This window comes from Pseudothauera nasutitermitis, assembly GCF_004801295.1.
GTDB lineage: Bacteria > Pseudomonadota > Gammaproteobacteria > Burkholderiales > Rhodocyclaceae > Pseudothauera > Pseudothauera nasutitermitis.
In genome coordinates this window covers 719,687-739,974 of record NZ_SSOC01000001.1, presented here as the reverse complement: position 1 = coordinate 739,974, position 20,288 = coordinate 719,687, and the positions used below count along the sequence as shown (strand labels likewise).

The window sequence follows — 20,288 nt, the reverse complement described above, 5'->3', positions numbered from 1 at the left end:
CTCACAGCCCGGCCAGGTGGATGGCCTTGAGTTCCAGGTATTCGTCGATGCCGTGGCTGGAACCCTCGCGCCCCAGGCCGGACTGCTTGATGCCGCCGAATGGCGACACCTCGTTCGACAGGATGCCGGTATTCACGCCCACCATGCCGTATTCCAGTTCCTCGGCGACGCGGAACACCCGGCCCACGTCACGCGTGTAGAAGTAGGCGGCCAGGCCGAACTCGGTGTCGTTGGCCATGCGGATCGCTTCTTCCTCGCTGTCGAAGCGGAACACCGGTGCCACCGGGCCGAAGATTTCCTCGCGCGCCACACGCATGCCGGCCTGCGCGCCGGTCAGCACGGTGGGCTGATAGAAATTGCCGCCCAGCGCGTGGTGGCCGCCGCCAGCGACCACCTTCGCACCTTTGGCAAGCGCGTCGGCCAGCAAGGCATCGACCTTGGCGACGGCCGCGGCATCGATCAGCGGTCCGATGGTGACGCCTTCCTCGCTGCCGCGCCCGACCTTGAAGCGCGCCAGCGCGCCGGACAGGCGTTCGACGAAGCGATCGTGGATGCCCGCCTGCACCAGCAGGCGGTTGGCGCATACGCAGGTCTGCCCGGCGTTACGGTACTTGCAGGCCAGCGCGCCTTCCACCGCGGCATCCAGATCGGCATCGTCGAACACGATGAAAGGCGCGTTGCCGCCCAGTTCCAGCGACAGTTTCTTCACCGTGGGCGCGCTCTGCGCCATCAGCAGGCGGCCGACCTCGGTGGAACCGGTGAACGACAGTTTGCGCACCGTGGGGTTGGCGGTGAGCTCGCCGCCGATGGCCACCGGGTCGCCGGTCACCACGTTCAGCACGCCGGCCGGCATGCCGGCCTGTTCGGCCAGCACGGCGAGCGCCAGCGCGGTGAACGGGGTCTGTTCGGCCGGCTTGACCACCACCGTGCACCCGGCGGCCAGCGCCGGGGCGACCTTGCGGGTGATCATCGCCGCCGGGAAGTTCCACGGCGTGATCATCGCGCACACGCCCACCGGCTGGCGCACGTTGAGCAGGCGGCGGTCCGCGGCCGGGCTGGGCACCACCTCGCCGCCGGCGCGTTTCGCTTCTTCGGCGAACCATTCGACGAAGGACGCCGCGTACAGCACCTCGCCGCGCGCCTCGGCCAGCGGCTTGCCCTGTTCGGCGGTCATCAGCCGCGCCAGTTCGGCGGCCTGCGCGACGATCAGTTCGAACCAGCGGCGCAGCAGGCCGCCGCGCTCGCGCGCACTGCGCCGGCGCCAGGCACCCCAGGCCGCATCGGCGGCCTGCACCGCGCGGCGGGTTTCGGCCGCCCCCATGTCCGGCACGCTGCCGATGCACTGCCCGGTGGCCGGGTCTTCCACGGCAAGGCGGCGGCCGTCGTCGGCCTCCACCCAGGCGCCGTCGACGTAGGCCAGTTGGCGGAAAAGGGGCGATGCGTCGATGCTGGACATGGTGTTCTTCCTGCGTTGGCGCGGGCGCCGGCGGAATACCGGCGCGTGGCGCGGAAGGACGATTCTAGCGCGGAAGGCCGGCGCCACGCCCGCACACTCACAGGCCGGCGGATGTGTGTTATAGAAGGATCACGATGCGAGATAGGAAACGTCGGCGACCGACGGAGGCCCTTTGAAGCGTTTCATCATCCGACTCCCGCTGCTCGTCACCCTGGCGCTACCTGCCGCCGCGGCCTGCGCGCAAGCGGCCGCCGATGCCGGCAACGACAGCCTCGGGCTGCCCAATTCGCTGGCCGCCCTCGCCCTGTTCGCCATTTCGGCCGTGGCGCTGGGCATCCATCGCTGGCGCCGCTCGCGCGCCGCCGCGCCTGCCCGGCGGGATCCCGAACACCAGGCCACCGAGCTCGCCCTGCGCGAAAGCCGGCGGCGCTATCAGGAAGTCGTCGAATCGGTCAATGAGGTGATCTTCCGCACCGATCCGGGCGGGCGGCTGACCTTCCTGAACCACGCCTGGGAGCGCATCAGCGGTTATCCGGTGGCCGACAGCCTGGGGCACGAACTGCCCGAATTCCTCCATCCTGACGACATGGGCCTGGCGCGCGAACTGCTGCGCCAGGTGGCGCGGGGCGAGCGCACCGAATGCCACTGCGAACTGCGCCTGCGCACGCACGGCGGCGAGATCCGCTGGATCGAGGCCGCCGGCCGCGTGGTGCACGATGGCGAGGCCCTCGGGCTGGCCGGCACGCTGGACGACATTTCCACGCGCAAGGTCGCCGAACTGACGCTGAAGAACCTCAACCAGGAGCTGGAAACGCGCGTGCGCATCCGCACCGCCGAACTGGAAGCCTCCAACCGCGAACTGGAGGCCTTCTCGTATTCGGTTTCGCACGACCTGCGCGCGCCGCTGCGCGCCATCGACGGCTTCGCGCAGATTCTCGAAGAAGAGCTGGCCGACAAGCTGGAACCCAGTTCGCGCGCCCACCTGAACCGCATCCGCAACGCCACCCAGCGCATGTCGCAACTGATCGACGACCTGATCGGCCTGGCCAGCCTGACCCGCCAGCCGCTCAAACGCGAAAGCGTCGATCTGTCCGAACTGGCCACGCAGATCATCGACGAACTGCGCGCGGAAGAACCCCAGCGCCAGGTGGAAATCCGCATCGTCCCGCGCCTGCAGGTCCAGGCGGACCGCAACCTGATGCGCATCGTGCTGGAGAACCTGCTGCGTAATGCCTGGAAGTTTTCCGCGCACGAGCCCCACGCCTGCATCGGCCTGAGCGCCGAACGCGACCGCGAGCGGCGCATCTTCTGCGTCAGCGACAACGGTGCCGGTTTCGACATGGCCTTCGCCGCCAATCTGTTCCGCCCCTTCCACCGCCTGCACAGCAACAGCGAATTCGCCGGCACCGGCATCGGCCTGGCCACCGTGCAACGCATCATCCAGCGCCACGGCGGGTTGATCTGGGCGCAAGCCCGTCCCCGCGAGGGTGCGCGCTTCTACTTCACGCTGGATAGCTGATGAACGCAACCAACTCGTTCACGTGGCAGGCATGCAACGCACGAAGAGCGGATTTGACTTGTGTCACAATGCGTCGTTGTGCACTGCACTACCCTTGCAGCCGCCTCCCGGAATCGGCTGGCACCGCCCGGAACACCCCATACCGCCACAGGTACTCGTACCATGAAAGAAAAGCACTACCTCGCGCCTTTGCTGGAACCTCGCTCGGTCGGCATCATCGGCGCCAGTGAACGGGAGTCCTCACTCGGCCATGTGCTGATCCGCAACATGCTGGAATCGGGGTTCAAGGGCCGGCTGTTCGCCATCAATCCCAAGCATGAATCGGTACTCGGCGTGCCCTGTTACAAGTCGGTGGAGGAAGTGCCCCATCGCCTCGACCTGGCCGTCATCGCGGTACGCGCGGAAAAGACCCCGGCCCTGGTGGATGCCTGCGGCCGCGCCGGGGTGAAGGCGGTGGTCGTGCTGTCGGCGGGCTTCTCCGAAACCGGACCGCGCGGCGCCAAGCTCGAACGCCAGGTGGTGGAGGCCGCACGCCGCCACCGCATCCGCCTGCTCGGCCCCAACTGCCTGGGCATCATGCGCCCGGAACTGGGGCTCAACGCCACCTTCGCGCACGCCAGCGCCAACAAGGGCTCCATCGGCCTGATTTCCCAGTCCGGCGCGCTGTGCGCGGCCATCCTGGACTGGGCCAAGCCCAACAACGTGGGCTTCTCGGCGGTGGTTTCGCTGGGTTCCTCGTCGGACGTCGATTTCGGCGAGGTGCTCGAATACATGATCTCGGACCCACGCACCGAGAGCATCTTCCTGTACGTCGAGGGCATCCGCGACGCCCGCCGCTTCATGAGCGCGCTGCGCGGCGCGGCGCGCGTCAAGCCGGTGCTGCTGATGAAGGTGGGCCGCCATCCGGACGCCTCGCGCGCGGTGCTGCAGCACACCGGCGCGCAGGTCGGCGAGGACGCGGTGTTCGACGCCGCGCTGCGCCGCGCCGGGGTGATCCGCCTGTACAACATGGCGCAGCTGTTCTCCGCCGCCAGCGCGCTGTTCTCGCACTTCCGCCCGCGCGGCAACCGCCTGGCGATCATCACCAACGGCGGCGGGCCGGGCGTGATGGCGGCCGACCGCTGCGCGGACCTCGGCATTCCGATCTCCGAGTTCTCCGAAGGCACCATGGAGAAGCTCAACGCCGCCCTGCCCGCCGGCTGGTCGCGCGGCAACCCGGTGGACATCCTCGGCGACGCCGACGTGGAGCGCTACAGCAAGACCGTGCAGGCCGTGCTGGAAGGCCCCAACGTGGACGGCGTGCTGGTCATGCTGACCCCGCAGGCGATGACCGATCCGAGCGCGGTGGCGCAGGCGGTGATCGACCTGGAAAAGAATGCCGACAAGCCGCTGGTGACCTGCTGGATGGGCTCCACCCAGGTGCAGGAAGCCCGCCAGTTGTTCATCCAGGCCGGCATCCCTACCCTCCGCACCCCTGAACCGGCGGTGGAGCTGTTCAGCCACATTTCCGCCTACTACCGCAACCAGAAGCTGCTGATGCAGACGCCGGCCTCGCTGTCGCATCTGAACCCGCCGTCCATCGAAAGCGCCCGCCTAGTCATCGAGACCGCGCTGGCCGAACGCCGCAAGGCGCTCAACGAGATGGAATCGAAGGCCCTGCTGGCGGCCTTCCGCATCCCCATCGCGCAGACCGTGGTGGCGCGCTCGGCCACCGAGGCCATGGTGCTGGCCGAGGAGATCGGCCTGCCGGTGGTGATGAAGATCGACTCGCCCAGCATCATCCACAAGAGCGATTCGGGCGGCGTGCGCCTGAACCTCGGCAGCCTGGCGGCGGTGCGCACCGCCTACCAGGAAATCCTCGACGAAGTGCGCAAGAACAAGCCGGACGCGGTGATCAACGGCGTGGCCATCGAGCCGATGATCCTCAAGCGCAACGGCCGCGAGCTGGTCGTCGGCGTCAAGCGCGATCCGGCGTTCGGCCCGGTGATCACCTTCGGCGAGGGCGGCAACCGGGTGGAGGCCAACCGCGATCTGGCCGTCGCCCTGCCGCCGCTCAACAACTTCCTGGTGCGCGACCTGATCCGCTCCAGCCGCGTGGCCCCGCTGCTCGCCGACTTCCGCAACATGCCGGCGGTGGACATGGACGCGCTGGAACTGGTGCTGCTGCGCGTCTCCGAGATGGTCTGCGAACTGCCGTGGATCCACCAGATGGAGATCAACCCGCTGATCGTCGACGAGAAGGGCGCGGTCGCGGTGGATTGCCGGATCATCGCGGAAAACGTCTCGCCCACGGCCGATCGCTACGACCACATGGCGATCCACCCCTACCCCTCGCACCTGACGCGCAAGTGGACGGTGCCAGAGGGCACCGAGGTCACCATCCGCCCGATCAAGCCGGAAGACGCCGAACTGGAGATCGAGTTCGTCCGCAAGCTCTCGGCGGAAACCAAGTACTACCGCTTCATGAACACCATGCGCGAACTGCCGCCGGCCATGGTCGCGCGCCTCACGCAGATCGACTACGATCGCGAAATGGCCTTCGTCGCCACCGTCGACGACAACGGCACCGAGGTCGAGATCGGCGTATGCCGCTACGCGGTCAATCCGGACGGCGAATCCTGCGAATTCGCCGTGGTGGTCGCCGACGAATGGCAGCACCGCGGCCTGGCCCGCCGGCTGATGGGCATCCTCATCGAAACCGCGCGCAACCGCGGGCTGGCCTACATGAACGGCGTGTTCCTGGCCAACAATGAACGCATGCTCAAATTCGTCCAGGGCCTCGGCTTCGTGCTCTCCAACGACCCCGAGGACAACTCGGTGAAGCTCGGCGTGCTGGCCCTGCAGGACTGAGCGCCTCCATGTCCGGCGACATCCAGACCATCGAATACCAGGGCCTCCCCGCCCTGCGCCTGAGCACGGCCGCCGGCGCCAGCGCGGTGCTTTCCCTGTACGGCGGGCAACTGCTCTCCTGGGTGCCCGCCCGGGGGCGCGAACGCCTCTATCTGAGCGAACGCGCGCGCTTCGGCGACGGCCCGATCCGCGGCGGCGTGCCGGTGTGCTTTCCGCAGTTCTCCACCCAGGGCACGCTGGCGCGCCACGGCTTCGCGCGCACCCGCATGTGGACGGTCACCGAACAGCGCACCGGCGACGACTTCGCGCTCGCCACCGTGCGCCTCGTGGACGACCCGCAGACCCGCGCCCTGTGGCCGCACCCGTTCATCCTGGAACTCACCGTGGCCATGGATGGCGGCCGCCTCGATCTCGAACTCGAGGTCATCAACAGCGGCCATGCGCCGTTCGCCTTCACCGGCGCGCTGCACACCTATCTGCGCGTCGCCGAACTGGAGGAATGCCAGTTGCAGGGCCTGCACGGCTTCGACTACCTCGATGCCCTGGATGCCGGCGCGCAGGCGCGGCGCGACTCGGGCGACGTCCTGCTCTTCGACGGCCCCCTCGACCGCCACTACCGCGACGTCGAACGCCCCCTGCTGCTGCGCGACAACGGCGCCGCGCTGGGCATCCACGCCGAGGGTTTCCCCGACGTGGTGGTATGGAATCCCTGGGAAGACGGCAACGCGCGCATCGACGACATGGCCCCGCGCGACTTCCGCCGCATGCTGTGCGTGGAAGCCGCCGCCACCCACCGGCGCATCGCCCTGGAGCCGGGCGAAAGCTGGCACGGGCGGCAGACCCTGGTGTGCCTCTGAGCGCCTGACCACCCCCAGCACACCGCCCCAGACCAAGGCGGAGCCCAGGCACGGTAGAATGCCGGGCTTTGGTCTTGCCGGATTCACGCCACATGTCGACCTCCTCCACGTCTTCCGCCACCCCGCCGGTGCAGCGCGTCCTCACCGGCATCAAGCCCACCGGCACGCCCCACCTCGGCAACTACGCGGGCGCCCTGCGCCCCGCCATCGAGGCCAGCCGGCGCAAGGACGTGGAAAGCTTCTACTTCCTGGCCGACTACCATGCGCTGATCCAGACTACCGACCCGCTGCGCGTGGTGCGCTCCACGCTAGAAATCACCGCCACCTGGCTGGCCGCCGGGCTGGACACCAGCCACGTGGCGCTCTACCGCCAGTCCGACATCCCCGAGATCCCCGAACTCACCTGGCTGCTCACCTGCATGACCGGCAAGGGCCTGCTCAACCGCGCCCATGCCTACAAGGCCGCCGTGGACAAGAACACCGAGGCCGGCGAGGACCCCGATGCCGGCGTCACCATGGGCCTGTACATGTACCCCGTGCTGATGGCCGCCGACATCCTGATGTTCAAGAGCAACAGCGTGCCCGTCGGCCGTGACCAGATCCAGCACATCGAAATGGCGCGCGACATCGCCACACGCTTCAACCACCAGTACGGCGAGCACTTCGTGCTGCCCGAAGCGGCGATCGACGAAAACGTCGCCACCCTGCCCGGCCTCGACGGCCGCAAGATGAGCAAGAGCTACGACAACGTGATTCCGCTGTTCGCCGCGCCGGCCGAACTGAAGAAACTCATCTTCTCCATGGTCACCGACTCGCGCAAACCGGGCGAACCCAAGGACACCGAAGGCTCCGCCCTGTTCCAGCTCTACCAGGCCTTCGCCGACGAGGCGCAGACCGCCGCCATGCGCCAGGCCTTCGCCGACGGCATCGCCTGGGGCGACGCCAAGCAGGTGCTGTTCGAGCAGATCGACCGCAGCCTCGCGCCCATGCGCGAGCGCTACCATGCGCTGATCGCCGAACCGGCCAAAATCGAAGCCTGCCTGCGCGAAGGCGCCGAGCGCGCGCGCGCCATCGCCACCCCCTTCCTCGCCGAACTGCGCCACGCCGTCGGCCTGCGCCGGCTGGACAGCGCCCTCGGCGCCACGCCGGCCGCCGCCACCGAAAAATCCGCCGCCTTACCGCAGTTCAAGCAATACCGCGACAACGACGGGCTGTTCTACTTCAAGCTGGTCGATGGCGACGGCACCCTGCTGCTGCAAAGCACCGGCTTCAACGCTCCGCGCGATGCCGGGCAGACCATCGGCCGGCTCAAACAGGTCGGCGCGACCGTGGCGGCGGACGGCGGTGTGAGCATCGAAGGACAGACCATCGGCGCATTGGCGGAAGGCTGCACTTCCGCTGCCCTGCAGTCCGCGCTGGACTCGTTCAATACCGACTGATTCCGATCCGGCAGATGCAGGCGATGCGGCCCGTACGGATCGCATCGATGGGGCGAGGTGAATAAAGGATGCTCGGCATGGTTCGGGTGAAATGGCCTGTGCCGAGCATTCTTGAGGAAACCGGACAGCACGTGGGCCGGAATGGTGGCGGAAACCCTGCATTCTTGAAACGCGAAATCTGGCTGGAGTCGGTGACCAACCGGCTGGGTATGCCGGCCGCCTTCAGTTCCGCAACGAGCGCATCGACCTGCCCTGTGGGCAGGTGGTCTCCAAAAAAAGCGAAATCGAGATCGTCGCTCAAGCGGTGCCCGATGAGGAGGGCTATCGCCGTACCGCCGATCAAGACAAAACCGCTCAACTGGGGAAAACTGGCCAGGACGGAAAACAGGCTTGCCGTCTCCGGCCGGATGGCATCAAGCCGGATGCTGTTCCCTGGCACGCGCGAAGCCTCGTTCGATGTTGGCAAATGAACGTTGCAGGGCAGGCGAGGCTGCGATCTGGTCGCCGGCCAGCTCGCGTACGCGCTCCAATCCATATCGCTTGCAAATCACTGCCAGATCGTGGAAGCGCCCCTTGTCCACTACCTTGCGGATCAGCGTTTCGGCCGGCATGTTCGGGTTGGACCAGTCATAGGCGAATTGCAGCTTGAGCGCGGACACCGTCTGCCGGGCCCGTGCAAGGGCGAGGTAGCGGCGCACGGCTACGCTGCGGTTCTTTTCCACCGCCCCCGATTCGGCAGTATTCCGCAGGTGCTTCATCGCCACCTCCATCCACATCAACGGCATGCTCTGCATCTTACAAGATACGCTTGCCGAGCATGTTCAATCGTGCCGCCAATGTTGCAGCAATCGGAAAGATTGCACCATTGCCACCCATCGTTTTCATGACCGGGCGCATCGGGCGCACGCCGCGGCAGCGCCGCCAGCCTTGCATCGCCCGCGCAATCTATAGCACCATCGCCGCCCCGTTTCCGTTTCTTCCCCCGCCCGCCGGGGCGTACGCCATGCTGCCACCCATCGAACACCGCATCGCCGCCGAAATCGGCGTCCAGCCCCGCCAGGTCTTCGCCGCCGTCGCTCTGCTCGACGAAGGCGCCACCGTGCCCTTCGTCGCGCGCTACCGCAAGGAAGCCACCGGCGGACTGGACGACACTCAGCTGCGCACGCTGGAAGAGCGCCTGGGCTATCTGCGCGAGCTGGAAGACCGCCGCGCCACCGTGCTGGCCTCCATCGGGGAACAGGGCAAGCTCACCGATGCGCTGCGCGCCGAGATCGGCGGCGCCGAGACCAAGCAGCGCCTGGAAGACCTCTACCTGCCCTACAAGCCCAAGCGCCGCACCAAGGCGCAGATCGCCCGCGAGGCCGGTATCGGCCCGCTGGCCGAAGCGCTGCTGGCCGACCCCACGCTGAACCCGGAAAGCGAGGCCGCCGCCTATCTCAACGAAAAAGCCGGCTTCGCCGACGTGAAGAGCGTGCTAGACGGCGCCCGCCAGATTCTCATCGAGCAGTTCGCCGAGGATGCCGAACTGCTCGGCACGCTGCGCGAACTGCTCGAGGACCAGGGCGAAGTGGCCTCCAGCGTGGTCGAAGGCAAGGAGAACGAAGGCGCCAAGTTCCGCGACTGGTTCGATTTCCGCGAACCCATCGCCAAGATCCCCTCGCACCGCGCGCTGGCCCTGCTGCGCGGGCGCAACGAAGGCGTTCTGCGCCTGGCGCTGGCCGTGCCGCACGACCCGGAAAGCGGCCCGCATCCGTGCGAACGCCGCATCGCCGCGCGCTTCAGCGTGCGCGACCAGGGCCGCGCCGCCGACCGCTGGCTGGCCGACACGGTGCGCTGGGCGTGGAACGTGAAGATCTCGCTGCATCTGGAACTGGAACTGATGAACCAGTTGCGCGAGCGTGCCGAAGAAGAGGCCATCCGCGTGTTCGCGCGCAACCTCAAGGATCTGCTGCTCGCCGCCCCGGCGGGCAGCCGCAACACCATGGGGCTGGACCCCGGCATCCGCACCGGCGTGAAGGTGGCCGTGGTCGACGCCACCGGCAAGGTGCTCGACACCGCCACTGTGTATCCCTTCGAGCCGCGCCGCGACGTGGAAGGCACGCTGGCCACCCTGGCCGCGCTGGCCAGGCGCCACACCGTGGAGCTGATCGCCATCGGCAACGGCACCGCCTCGCGCGAGACCGACGCACTGGCCGCCGAGCTGATCCGCCGCAACCCGGAAGCGCGCCTGACCAAGGTGATGGTGTCGGAAGCCGGCGCCTCGGTGTATTCGGCCTCCGAACTGGCCGCCAAGGAATTCCCCAACCTCGACGTCTCGCTGCGCGGCGCGGTGTCCATCGCCCGCCGCTTGCAGGATCCGCTGGCCGAACTGGTGAAGATCGACCCCAAGTCCATCGGCGTCGGCCAGTACCAGCACGACGTCAATCAATCCCGTCTCGCCAAGGGCCTGGACGCGGTGGTGGAAGACTGCGTGAACGCCGTCGGCGTGGATGTGAACACCGCCTCCGCGCCCCTGCTCGCGCGCATCTCCGGCCTCAACGGCACGCTGGCCGCCAACATCGTCGACTACCGCGACGCCAACGGCCCGTTCGCCAGCCGCGACGCGCTCAAGGCCGTGCCGCGCCTGGGCCCCAAGACCTTCGAACAGGCTGCCGGCTTCCTGCGCATTCCGGCCGGCGACAACCCGCTGGACGCCTCCGCCGTGCACCCGGAAGCCTACCCGGTGGTCGAACGCATCCTCGCCCGCGTGCACAAGAGCGTGCGCGAGCTGATGGGCAACGGCGGCTTCCTGAAAACCCTGGAAGCCGGCCAGTTCACCGACGAACGCTTCGGCCTGCCCACGGTGCGCGACATCCTCGCCGAACTGGAGAAGCCCGGCCGCGACCCGCGCCCGGAATTCCGCACCGCCACCTTCCGCGAGGGCGTGGAAACCCTCAAGGATCTGGTGCCCGGCATGATGCTCGAAGGCGTGGTGACCAACGTCACCAACTTCGGCGCCTTCGTGGATGTGGGCGTGCATCAGGACGGCCTGGTGCACGTCTCCGCGCTGGCCGACCGCTTCGTGCAGGACCCGCACAGCGTGGTCAAGGCCGGCCAAGTGGTGAAGGTGAAAGTGCTGGAAGTGGACTTGCAACGCCAGCGCATCGCCCTAACTATGCGCATGGGCGACGAAGCCGCGCGCCAGCCGCGCACCGAGCACGGCAACGAACGGCGTGGCCCCGGCGGCAAGCCGCAGGACGCGCGCCGGAACGCCCCGCGCAACGCGCCGCGCGAGCGCCAGCCGGCGGCGAACAATGCGCTGGCCGCCGCTTTCGCGCGCGCCCGGCAGAAGTGAACATCTGGAGAACGGACGATGAAACCGGCCATCTACGGCATCAAGAACTGCGACACGATGAAGAAGGCCTTCGCCTGGCTGGACGAACACGGCATCGCCTATGATTTCCACGACTACAAGAAGGCCGGCATCGCCACCGCCAAGCTGCACGCCTGGTGCAAGGTGCTGGGCTGGCGCACGCTGGTGAACACGCGCGGCACCACCTGGCGCAAGCTCACCCCGGAACAGCAGAACATCGAAACGCAGAGCGCTGCCGTGCAGCTGATGGCCGAGCACCCCAGCCTGATCCGCCGCCCGGTGGTGGAAACCACCACCGGCCACCTGCTGGTAGGCTTCGACCCCAACACCTTCTCCAGCTTCATCAAACCCCAGGACCACGCCGGATGAGCGCCCGCCCCAACAGCTACGTGCGCCGCTTCCTGCTCGAAAACCTCGACATCCGGGGCGCCGTGGCACGCCTGGAGGATGTCTGGGGCGCGCTGCGCGCCGGGCGCGACTATCCGCCCGAAGTGGCCGCCACGCTGGGCCGCATGAGCGCCGTGGCCGCGCTGATCACCGGCAACCTCAAGCAGCCCGGCCGGCTCACCTTCCAGATCCAGGGTCACGGCCCGGTCAGTTTGCTGGTGGTCGACTGCACGGCCGAGCTCAACCTGCGCGCCCACGCGCGCGTCGATGGCCCGCTGCGCGGCGCCAGCCTGGAGCAGCTGGTGGGCGACGGCCGCCTGCAACTCACCCTGGACGTCGAAGGCCTGGAACATCCCTACCAGAGCGTGGTGCCGCTGGAGGGCGAGGACGTGGCCAAGGTCTTCGAGCACTACCTGAGCCAGTCCGAACAGCAGCCCGCCGGCCTGTGGCTGGCTGCCGACGGCGACGCCGTGGTGGCGCTGTTCCTGCAAAAGCTGCCTGGCGCCGACCAGAAGGACATCGATGGCTGGGAGCGCGCCCACCTGCTCGCCAACACCGTGCGCGAGGACGAACTGCTCGGCCTGACGCCGGAACAGCTGCTCGGCCGCCTGTTCGCCGAGGAAGACGTGCGCCTGTACGAAGCCCGCCCGGTGATCCACCACTGGCCGCCCGACCCCGGCAAGGTGGCCGGCATGCTGCACAGCCTGGGCGAGGAAGAAGTGCGCGCCATCCTCGCCGAGCACGGCGCGGTGGAAGTGCGCGACGACCTCTCCAATCACACCTACCGCTTCGACGCCGACGACATCGACACGCTGTTCCGCCCGCCCACCCTGCACTGACCCGGAGGCTCCATGATGAACACGCGCACGCCCACCCCCGGCATGGTCCGGCTCACCCACCTGATCTACGCGCTGCACGCCTTCGCGGTGTTCTCCGCGCTGCTCGGCTCGGCCACCATCATCCTGAGCTTCGTCGCCAGCCTGCCCTCGCTGGCCGCCATCGTGCTGAACTACTGGAACCGCGGCGCAGTGCGCGACACCTGGCTGGATTCGCACTTCAGCTGGCAGATCCGAACCTTCTGGTGGACGCTGGCCTGGATCGTCATCGCCACCGTGCTGGTGTTCACGCTGATCGGCATCCCGTTCGCCCTGGCCGCCTTCGTCATCGTCTCCGCCTGGGTGGTGTACCGCGTGGTGCGAGGCTGGTGGCGGCTGGCAGACGGGCAGCCGATGCCCGAGAAAACCGACTGAAGTGCGCATTTTGCGCACCCGCAACGTCATGGCCCGCCTTGCCGGAAACCCGGCTGCTCAGTAGACTCACAGGATTTTTCAGGCCGCCCACGCCGATGACCCAAGCCTCCTCCGCCGCCCGTGCCATCGAGTTCCGCAATGCCGCGCTCGGCGCCACCATCGCCGTGCTGCACGAGACCGAGCCGCCCGCGCTGGCCGACGCCCTGCACAAGATGCTCGGCGGCATGCCGGACTTCTTCAACGGCGAGGCCGCGGTGCTGGATTTCGGCGCGCTCGCCGCCCAGCCCGCGCGCATCGACTGGGCCGGTCTGCTGAGCCTGCTGCGGCGCTACCAGTTGCAGCCGATGGGCGTGCGCAACCTGGCGCCCGAATTGGTCGAAGGCGCCCGCCGCGCCGGCCTGGCCCTGCTCGACGGCGCGGAACTGCGCGACCGCCAGGGCGCAGCCCCGGCCGCCGCGCCCACACCGGCGCCTGCGCGCGTGGAACCGGCTCCGCAGCCTGCGCCCGCCCCCGCGCCGACCACCATCCGCGCCGGCACCATGTTCATCGAACGACCGCTGCGCTCCGGCCAGCAGGTTTACGCGCGCGGCGGCGATCTGGTCGTGCTGGCCGGCGTGAGCCATGGCGCCGAGGTCATCGCCGACGGCAGCATCCACTGCTACGGTCCGCTGCGCGGGCGCGCGCTGGCCGGCGCCCAGGGCGACAGCGCGGCGCGCATCATCGCCACCAACTTCGGCCCCGAGCTGGTTTCCATCGCCGGGGTCTATCGCACCTTCGAGAAGGGCATACCCGAACACCTGGCCGGACGCGCCGCGCACGTGCGCCTGACCGGCCCGGCCAACGATCACAAACTCGACCTCCAGCCGCTTCAGCTGGACTAAACCAATCTTCCAAGGGGAAACCGTGAGAGTCATCGTCGTAACTTCCGGCAAGGGCGGTGTGGGCAAGACCACCACCAGCGCGGCCTTCTCGTCCGGCCTGGCGCTGCGCGGCTTCAAGACCGCGGTCATCGACTTCGACGTCGGCCTGCGCAACCTGGACCTGATCATGGGCTGCGAACGCCGCGTGGTGTATGACCTGGTCAACGTCATCAACGGCGAGGCCAAGCTCAACCAGGCGCTGATCAAGGACAAGCACTGCGAGAACCTCTTCGTGCTGCCCGCCTCGCAGACCCGCGACAAGGACGCGCTCACCGAGGAAGGCGTCGAGGCCGTGCTGAAGGAACTCGAACACCTGGGCTTCGAATACGTGGTGTGCGACTCCCCCGCCGGCATCGAGCGCGGCGCAGTGCTGGCGCTCACCTTCGCGGACGAAGCCATCGTCACCACCAACCCGGAAGTCTCCTCGGTGCGCGACTCCGACCGCATCCTGGGCATCCTGCAATCCAAGTCGCGCCGCGCCGCCGAAGGCCGCGATCCGGTCAAGGAGCATCTGCTGCTCACCCGCTACTCGCCCAAGCGCGTCGAGGACGGTGAAATGCTCTCCTACAAGGACGTGCAGGAACTGCTGCGCGTGCCGCTGATCGGCGTGATCCCCGAATCCGAGTCCGTGTTGCACGCCTCCAACCAGGGCATGCCGGCCATCCACCTGAAGGGCACCGACGTGTCCGAGGCCTATCAGGACGTGGTGAGCCGCTTCCTCGGCGAGGAACACGAACTGCGCTTCGTCAACTACGAAAAGCCCGGCCTGATGAAGCGCCTGTTCGGAGGCAAGTAAGATGTCGCTGCTGGCCAAACTTTTCGGCGAAAAGAAAAGAACCGCGGAAATCGCCAAGAACCGCCTGTCGCTGCTCATCGCCCACGAACGCAGCGGCTCTTCCGGCGCCGCGGACTTCCTGCCCGCGCTGCAGCAGGAACTGATCCAGGTGATCTCCAAGTACGTCGCGGTCAACCCCGACGACATCAAGGTCCAGCTGGAGAAGCAGGACAACTACGAGGTGCTGGAAGTCAACATCGTGCTGCCCGAGAACAGCCGTTGAGCAGTGCAGCCCGGATGGTGAAACTGGTAGACACAAGGGACTTAAAATCCCTCGGCGCAAGCCGTGCGGGTTCGATTCCCGCTCCGGGCACCACCTGAACCGGCGCGGGCGCGCCGTACGCGGGCGCCCGGCGGGCACGGATCACGATCCGCGCGGCGCTTTCCATTTATCATTTCGGTTCCACCAAAAAACGATGAATGGAGGTCACTCGATGAACACTCGTCAACGCCTGCTTGCCGCCGCCCTGATCGCCGCTTCCGTCACCGCTGCGCACGCCGCTGAACGCGCCACCGCCGAACTGGTCGATCGCCAGGGCAACGCGATCGGCACCGCCACGCTGGTCGACGGCCCGCACGGCCTGCTCATCCACGTTTCCGCGAAAGGCCTGCCTGCCGGCCCGAAGGGCATCCACATCCACGGCATCGGCACCTGCGCGGACAACGACAAGGGCTTCACCGCCTCCGGCGCCCACGTCAATCCGGCTGGCAAAAAGCATGGCCTGCTGAACCCCGAAGGCCCGGATGCCGGCGACCTGCCGAACATCTTCGCGCATGCGGACGGCAGCGTGGAAGCCGAACTGTTCACCCCGCTGGCCAGCCTGAGCGGCACCGATGGCCGGGCCACCCTGCTGGACGCCGACGGCGCCGCGCTGGTCATCCACGAAAACCGCGACGACCACGTCAGCCAGCCCATCGGCGGCGCAGGCGCGCGCATCGCGTGCGGCGTGCTCAAGGCCACGCCGTAAGCACCATGCCGCGCAGGGGGTCCTGGCCGCCTTTGCTGGGCCTCTACGCGGCGGCGCTCGCGGGCGCCACCGTGGCGGATGCGCCACCACCGGCCATTTCCCTGCACGCCCGCGGCATCGGCCCGCTCGCACTGGGCGCCCCGCTGCGCATCGCCGCCGCGCGCACGGCGGTTCTCGTCCCTTCCGCCGCGCTGATCGGCCCCGGCTGCGATGAGCGGGAACAGAACAGCGTGCTGCTGCGCATCGCCGGCATTCCATCCACGGTCATGGCGATGGCCGGAGGCGACGGCCGCATCGAAGAAATCATCGCCCTGCCTGCTTCCGGCGCGGCGTACTCCCTGCCCGCCAGTGCCTGCCGCGAACTCGGCGAACGCTATGCCGATGCGCTGCGCACCACGCTGGGCGTCTACCGCCCCCTTCCCCCGCGCGCCAATCCCGCATCGGAGGAATACCGCCTGAAGTTCGACCATGGCGCGGAAGTCGTCGCACGCTGGTTCGCCGGCGGCGGCACCTGCGATCTGGCCCTGCACTTCGGCGGCCGCACCGCCTCCAGCCCGGCCGGCGCCAGCGGCACGTCCGGCGTGCCATCCTCCGGGCTATAATCCGCCCGCCCGGTGCCCGTCCGAAACGACGAAACCTTGGCACGACGGGCATCCGGAGGCCTCTCCGGAACCGATGCACAGCAGCGCGACTGAGGTCTGGAGAAGGATTCGTGATCGTTTTCAATCTGGAATGCGGCGGCCATCACCGTTTCGAGGGCTGGTTCGCCTCCACCGAGGCCTTCGAAAACCAGCAGGCGCGTGGCCTGGTCACCTGTCCGGTATGCGGTTCCGGCACGATCGAACGTCTGCCGTCGGCGCCCTACGTGCTTACCCGCTCCGCCGCGCACCAGCCCGAAGCGGTCGCCGAAAGCACATCCCGGCCGCCCATTCCCAACGAACCGACCCCCGAAGCCGCCGCGGTGATGGCCCTGCTGCGCCGCATGGCGCGCGAATCCGAGGACGTGGGCGAACGCTTTCCTGAAGAGGCACGGCGGATCCACCACGGCGACGCGGAAGCGCGCAACATCCGTGGGCAGGCCAAGCGCGACGAACTGGAAGAGCTGCACGACGAAGGCATCCTGGTACTGCCCGTACCGCCCGACGACGAACTGCACTGACCCGTCGTCAGCCAGCCGTGCGCGCCGCGATCAGCGGCACCCACATCTCCTCCGCGCTCAGGCCGCCATGCACGCCCAGCATGTCGTGCGCGGCCTCTCCCGGCACGCGGTCCTGGATGGTCCAGCCCGGCTCCATCAGCAGGGCATGCGTGCCCACACGCTCTTCCAGGCGGCGGTGACGCGGCCCCGGGCCGAACAGCCCCGCGCGCAGCACGGCCGCTGAACGCTGCACGCACCCGCGTCCGGCGAGTTCCGCGCGTGCCCAGGCTTCGAACTCGCCCCCCGCGCCCGCGCGCACCCGGCAGAAGGCCGCGCGGCGTTCGCCGGTGAGCGGCCCGGCGAGCATGGCTGCCACCTCGTCGGGCAGACGCAGGCGGCGCTCTTCGCGGTTGTCGGTGAAACCGTGATCGGCGCTCGCCACCACGTCCGCCTCCAGGCCGCGCAGACCGCTCAGCAGACTGGAGAAGGCCGCATCCACTCGCTCGAAGCACGCCACCGCGCGTGCCGAACGGCTACCGAATTCATGGCTGAGGGCATCAAAACGGTCGTAGTAAGCATGCACGTAGCCGCCGCCCTGCGCGCCGAGTTCCGCAGCGGCGGCCAGCACCGCCTCCACCAGCCCATCCAGCCCCGCATAGCCGACGACCCGCGCGCCGCGCGCATGGCGCAGGGAAAAGCGCGAGTGGGCGATGGCACGCGGGCTGACCACCACGCAGGACGCGCGGGCATCCTGATAGAGCGTGCGATAAGGGAACAAGCGGGGCAGCAGCATGGGCTGGCGCAATGCGCCGCCCCCCCGGCGCACCAGCGGCAGCGGCGCCAGTGCACCGCCGAAGCGCCGGTCGTCGATGAACCAGCCGGTGAGCCCGTGCGCAGCCGGAGACAGGCCGGTCATGGTCATCGTCACCGCGCTCGCGGTGGTGCTGGGGAACACGCTGGTCAACCGTCCCCGCCGGTGGGCGAGCAATGCACTGCCGGCGCCGTGGCGTTGCAGGAAATCGTCGCCCAGGCCGTCGATCAGCAGGAAGACCAGCACCGGGGCCGCGCGCCCGTCCGGACGCCAGGGCAGATCGTCGCGCTCGCCGCCCAGCCAGCGCCGCACGCCGCCGATCAGGCCGTACAGGCCGCCGGCGCCGTAATCGGGCAGGACGGCCCCGGAAGGCAGTTTCAAGGCGGCACCGAGGGGCATGGGCGATTCCGGAAAGACGCACGGGAATGGCAGCATGATAGCGCGCCACCGCGCGGGCTGGCTCGCCGGCGCACCATGCCGGGACGCGCCCGCCTTCACTCGACGATCACATTGGCGCAAACGAACGGCAATATTGGCCGGATAGAGTTTCGAATGAACATACCACTCATTCGAATGACTCATGTCCCTGCCCAGCCTCGACCCCCGCGCACGGGAAATCCTTGAACTGGTCCGCCGCGACGGCTTCGTCGGCATCGACGATCTGGCCCGGCGCTTCGAGGTCACCCCGCAGACCATCCGCCGCTGCGTCAATCCACTGTGCGAGCACGGCCTGCTGCGCCGCGTGCATGGCGGCGTGGATCTGCCCGCGCCGGCAGCCAACCTGCCCTATCAGCGCCGCCAGATCCTCCACCTGGACGCCAAGCGGCGCATCGCCGCCGCGGTGGCGGCCTTCATCCCGGATGGCGCCAGCGTGTCACTGGGCATCGGCACCACGCCGGAGCAGGTCGCCGTGGCGCTGCGCCGCCATGAACGCCTGCGCGTCATCACCAACAGCCTCAACGCCGCCAACGCGCTGGCGGGCCGCCCCGGCATCGAACTGATCATCGCCGGCGGCGCGCTGCGCGCCAACGATCTGGACGTGGTGGGCGCGGCGGCGGCCAACTGCTTCGCGGCCTACAAGACCGACTACGCGGTGTTCGGCATCGGCGGCATCGACCGTGACGGCGCCTTGCTCGATTTCGACGCCGACGAGGTCACCGCCCGCCTGGCGATGATGGACAACTGCCGCAACGCCCTGCTGGTGGCCGACACCACCAAGTTCGGACGCGGCGCGCTGGCGCGCGGCGGGCGGCTGGCCGACGCCGACCACCTGTTCCTCGATGCCCCGCCGCCGGCCGAATACCTCGACGCCCTGCACGGCGGCCGCCCGCAGCTGCACGTGGCGTCCGACTACACGGCGCCGCGCCATCTGGAGTCCTGCGCATGAAACACCCGCAACAACGCGCCCGGCCACCCGCATGCCACAGGAGCCCGCGATGAGCGAAATCGTCCTGCACGGCGTGGTCAAGCAATGGGGTGCCACGCGCGCCGTCGACAACGTCAGCCTGCGCGTGCCGCACGGCCAGCTGGTCGCCCTGCTGGGCCCCTCGGGCTGCGGCAAATCCACCACGCTGCGGCTGATCGCCGGGCTGGAGGCCGTGGATGGCGGAGAGATCGACATCGGCGGCCAGCGCGTCACCCACCTGCCGCCGGCCAGGCGCGGCGTGGCCATGGTGTTCCAGTCCTACGCGCTGTTTCCGCACCTGAGCGTGGGCGACAATATCCTGTTCGGCCTGCGCGTGCGCAAGGTGCCGGCCGCCGAACGCACCGCGCGGCTGAAGCGCGCCGCCGGGCTGCTGGGCCTGAGCGAACTGCTGGAGCGCCGCCCCGCGCAGCTCTCCGGCGGGCAGCGCCAGCGCGTGGCGCTGGGGCGCGCCATCGTCGCCGAGGCGCCGGTGTGCCTGATGGACGAACCGCTGTCCAACCTCGACGCCCAGCTTCGCCAGCAGATGCGCGCGGAAATCCGCAGCCTGCAGCAACGCCTGGGCATGACCATGGTGTACGTCACCCACGACCAGACCGAGGCCATGACCATGGCCGACAAGGTGGTGCTGATGCGCGGCGGGCGCATCGAGCAGGAAGGCAGCCCGGCCGACCTGTACGAACGCCCGGCCTCTTCCTTCGTCGCCGGCTTCATCGGCGCGCCGCCGATGAATCTGTTCCCGGTGCCGGCCGGCGTGCCGCTGCCCGGCGGCAAGCCCCCCACCGATCTGTGGCTGGGCGTGCGCCCCGAGCACATCGGCCTGTGCGCGCCGGCCAACGGCCTGCCGGCCACGCTGGAAGCCGTCGAATACCTGGGCGCCGAATCCATGCTGATCTGCCGCCACGCGGACACCGTACATCGCATCACCGTGCGCGCGCCGGGACGCGTCGCGCTGCGTCCGGGCGAGCCGGTGGGGCTGGAATGGCATCCCGCCGAGCAACACCTGTTTTCCCGCGCCGACGGGCAGCGCGTGAGTCTCTGAGCGCGCCGCCCGGCCATCCGTTGTTCCACCCACTGCCTTTA

20 protein-coding genes and 1 tRNA gene are annotated in these 20,288 nt (G+C 68.6%); 17 read left to right on the top strand and 4 right to left on the bottom strand.

All coding sequences use genetic code 11. The features are described from left to right. Window position 1: 1 nt before the first annotated feature. Window positions 2–1,456 (bottom strand): NAD-dependent succinate-semialdehyde dehydrogenase, encoded by a 1,455-nt coding sequence (locus tag E6C76_RS03495; protein WP_136346849.1) that lies wholly within the window; start codon window positions 1,454–1,456, stop codon window positions 2–4. Window positions 1,457–1,628: 172 nt separating this feature from the next. Here E6C76_RS03495 and E6C76_RS03490 point away from each other — a divergent pair, with 172 nt between their 5' ends. The 4 genes from E6C76_RS03490 to E6C76_RS03475 all read left to right on the top strand — a co-directional run bounded on the left by E6C76_RS03490 (window position 1,629) and on the right by E6C76_RS03475 (window position 8,121). Beyond that, complete coding sequence (locus tag E6C76_RS03490; RefSeq protein WP_230976147.1) at window positions 1,629–2,975, top strand: sensor histidine kinase; 1,347 nt, start codon at window positions 1,629–1,631, stop codon at window positions 2,973–2,975. A 162-nt stretch (window positions 2,976–3,137) separates the two neighbouring features. After that, window positions 3,138–5,825 (top strand): bifunctional acetate--CoA ligase family protein/GNAT family N-acetyltransferase, encoded by a 2,688-nt coding sequence (locus tag E6C76_RS03485; RefSeq protein WP_136346848.1) that lies wholly within the window; start codon window positions 3,138–3,140, stop codon window positions 5,823–5,825. Window positions 5,826–5,833: 8 nt separating this feature from the next. Continuing rightward, window positions 5,834–6,682 (top strand): D-hexose-6-phosphate mutarotase, encoded by an 849-nt coding sequence (locus E6C76_RS03480; RefSeq protein ID WP_136346847.1) that lies wholly within the window; start codon window positions 5,834–5,836, stop codon window positions 6,680–6,682. A gap of 92 nt (window positions 6,683–6,774) precedes the next feature. Beyond that, window positions 6,775–8,121, top strand: coding sequence for a tryptophan--tRNA ligase (locus E6C76_RS03475; protein WP_136346846.1), 1,347 nt, complete (start codon window positions 6,775–6,777; stop codon window positions 8,119–8,121). On the opposite strand, the gene E6C76_RS03470 is transcribed toward E6C76_RS03475, so the two are convergent. Both E6C76_RS03470 and E6C76_RS21980 read right to left on the bottom strand, forming a co-directional pair. Continuing rightward, complete coding sequence (locus tag E6C76_RS03470; protein WP_168734229.1) at window positions 8,108–8,560, bottom strand: nucleotidyl transferase AbiEii/AbiGii toxin family protein; 453 nt, start codon at window positions 8,558–8,560, stop codon at window positions 8,108–8,110. The genes E6C76_RS03475 and E6C76_RS03470 overlap by 14 nt on opposite strands. Then, window positions 8,535–8,879 (bottom strand): hypothetical protein, encoded by a 345-nt coding sequence (locus E6C76_RS21980; RefSeq protein WP_168734228.1) that lies wholly within the window; start codon window positions 8,877–8,879, stop codon window positions 8,535–8,537. Before E6C76_RS21980 ends, E6C76_RS03470 begins: the two co-directional genes overlap by 26 nt. Window positions 8,880–9,124: 245 nt before the next feature. Here E6C76_RS21980 and E6C76_RS03465 point away from each other — a divergent pair, with 245 nt between their 5' ends. The 11 genes from E6C76_RS03465 (at window position 9,125) to E6C76_RS03415 (ending at window position 16,992) form a co-directional block, all read left to right on the top strand. Further along, window positions 9,125–11,455: a Tex family protein gene (locus E6C76_RS03465; RefSeq protein ID WP_136346844.1), complete on the top strand. Its 2,331-nt coding sequence runs from the start codon at window positions 9,125–9,127 to the stop codon at window positions 11,453–11,455. Window positions 11,456–11,473: 18 nt separating this feature from the next. Further along, window positions 11,474–11,842 (top strand): ArsC family reductase, encoded by a 369-nt coding sequence (locus E6C76_RS03460; protein ID WP_136346843.1) that lies wholly within the window; start codon window positions 11,474–11,476, stop codon window positions 11,840–11,842. Beyond that, window positions 11,839–12,699 carry an Hsp33 family molecular chaperone HslO gene (gene hslO / locus E6C76_RS03455; protein ID WP_136346842.1) on the top strand — a complete coding sequence of 287 codons (861 nt, stop codon included), beginning with the start codon at window positions 11,839–11,841 and terminating at the stop codon, window positions 12,697–12,699. Before E6C76_RS03460 ends, hslO begins: the two co-directional genes overlap by 4 nt. Window positions 12,700–12,711: 12 nt before the next feature. Next, a complete protein-coding gene (locus tag E6C76_RS03450) occupies window positions 12,712–13,110 on the top strand; it encodes a DUF4870 family protein (protein ID WP_408003461.1) in 399 nt (132 codons plus the stop codon). 95 nt (window positions 13,111–13,205) lie between these two features. Next, the gene (gene minC, locus E6C76_RS03445; RefSeq protein WP_136346841.1) at window positions 13,206–13,991 is read left to right on the top strand and encodes a septum site-determining protein MinC; all 786 of its coding nucleotides are present in this window, start codon (window positions 13,206–13,208) and stop codon (window positions 13,989–13,991) included. Window positions 13,992–14,013: 22 nt separating this feature from the next. After that, window positions 14,014–14,826, top strand: coding sequence for a septum site-determining protein MinD (gene minD, locus E6C76_RS03440; protein ID WP_136346840.1), 813 nt, complete (start codon window positions 14,014–14,016; stop codon window positions 14,824–14,826). 1 nt (window position 14,827) lies between these two features. Next, window positions 14,828–15,088, top strand: a complete 261-nt coding sequence (minE, locus tag E6C76_RS03435; protein WP_136346839.1) for a cell division topological specificity factor MinE — start codon at window positions 14,828–14,830, stop codon at window positions 15,086–15,088. A gap of 8 nt (window positions 15,089–15,096) precedes the next feature. Continuing rightward, window positions 15,097–15,181 (top strand) — tRNA-Leu (locus tag E6C76_RS03430). Between the two features lie 118 nt (window positions 15,182–15,299). Beyond that, window positions 15,300–15,833, top strand: a complete 534-nt coding sequence (locus E6C76_RS03425; protein ID WP_136346838.1) for a superoxide dismutase family protein — start codon at window positions 15,300–15,302, stop codon at window positions 15,831–15,833. Window positions 15,834–15,838: 5 nt separating this feature from the next. Beyond that, window positions 15,839–16,435 carry a hypothetical protein gene (locus E6C76_RS03420; RefSeq protein ID WP_136346837.1) on the top strand — a complete coding sequence of 199 codons (597 nt, stop codon included), beginning with the start codon at window positions 15,839–15,841 and terminating at the stop codon, window positions 16,433–16,435. 110 nt (window positions 16,436–16,545) lie between these two features. After that, window positions 16,546–16,992, top strand: a complete 447-nt coding sequence (locus E6C76_RS03415; RefSeq protein WP_136346836.1) for a DUF1178 family protein — start codon at window positions 16,546–16,548, stop codon at window positions 16,990–16,992. Between the two features lie 7 nt (window positions 16,993–16,999). On the opposite strand, the gene E6C76_RS03410 is transcribed toward E6C76_RS03415, so the two are convergent. Further along, window positions 17,000–18,181, bottom strand: a complete 1,182-nt coding sequence (locus E6C76_RS03410) for an alkaline phosphatase family protein (protein ID WP_136346835.1) — start codon at window positions 18,179–18,181, stop codon at window positions 17,000–17,002. A 181-nt stretch (window positions 18,182–18,362) separates the two neighbouring features. On the opposite strand from E6C76_RS03410, the gene E6C76_RS03405 reads away from it, so the two are divergent. Then, window positions 18,363–19,169: a DeoR/GlpR family DNA-binding transcription regulator gene (locus tag E6C76_RS03405; protein ID WP_136346834.1), complete on the top strand. Its 807-nt coding sequence runs from the start codon at window positions 18,363–18,365 to the stop codon at window positions 19,167–19,169. 49 nt (window positions 19,170–19,218) lie between these two features. Then, window positions 19,219–20,247 carry an ABC transporter ATP-binding protein gene (locus E6C76_RS03400; RefSeq protein WP_136346833.1) on the top strand — a complete coding sequence of 343 codons (1,029 nt, stop codon included), beginning with the start codon at window positions 19,219–19,221 and terminating at the stop codon, window positions 20,245–20,247. The last annotated feature ends 41 nt before the right edge of the window (window positions 20,248–20,288 follow it).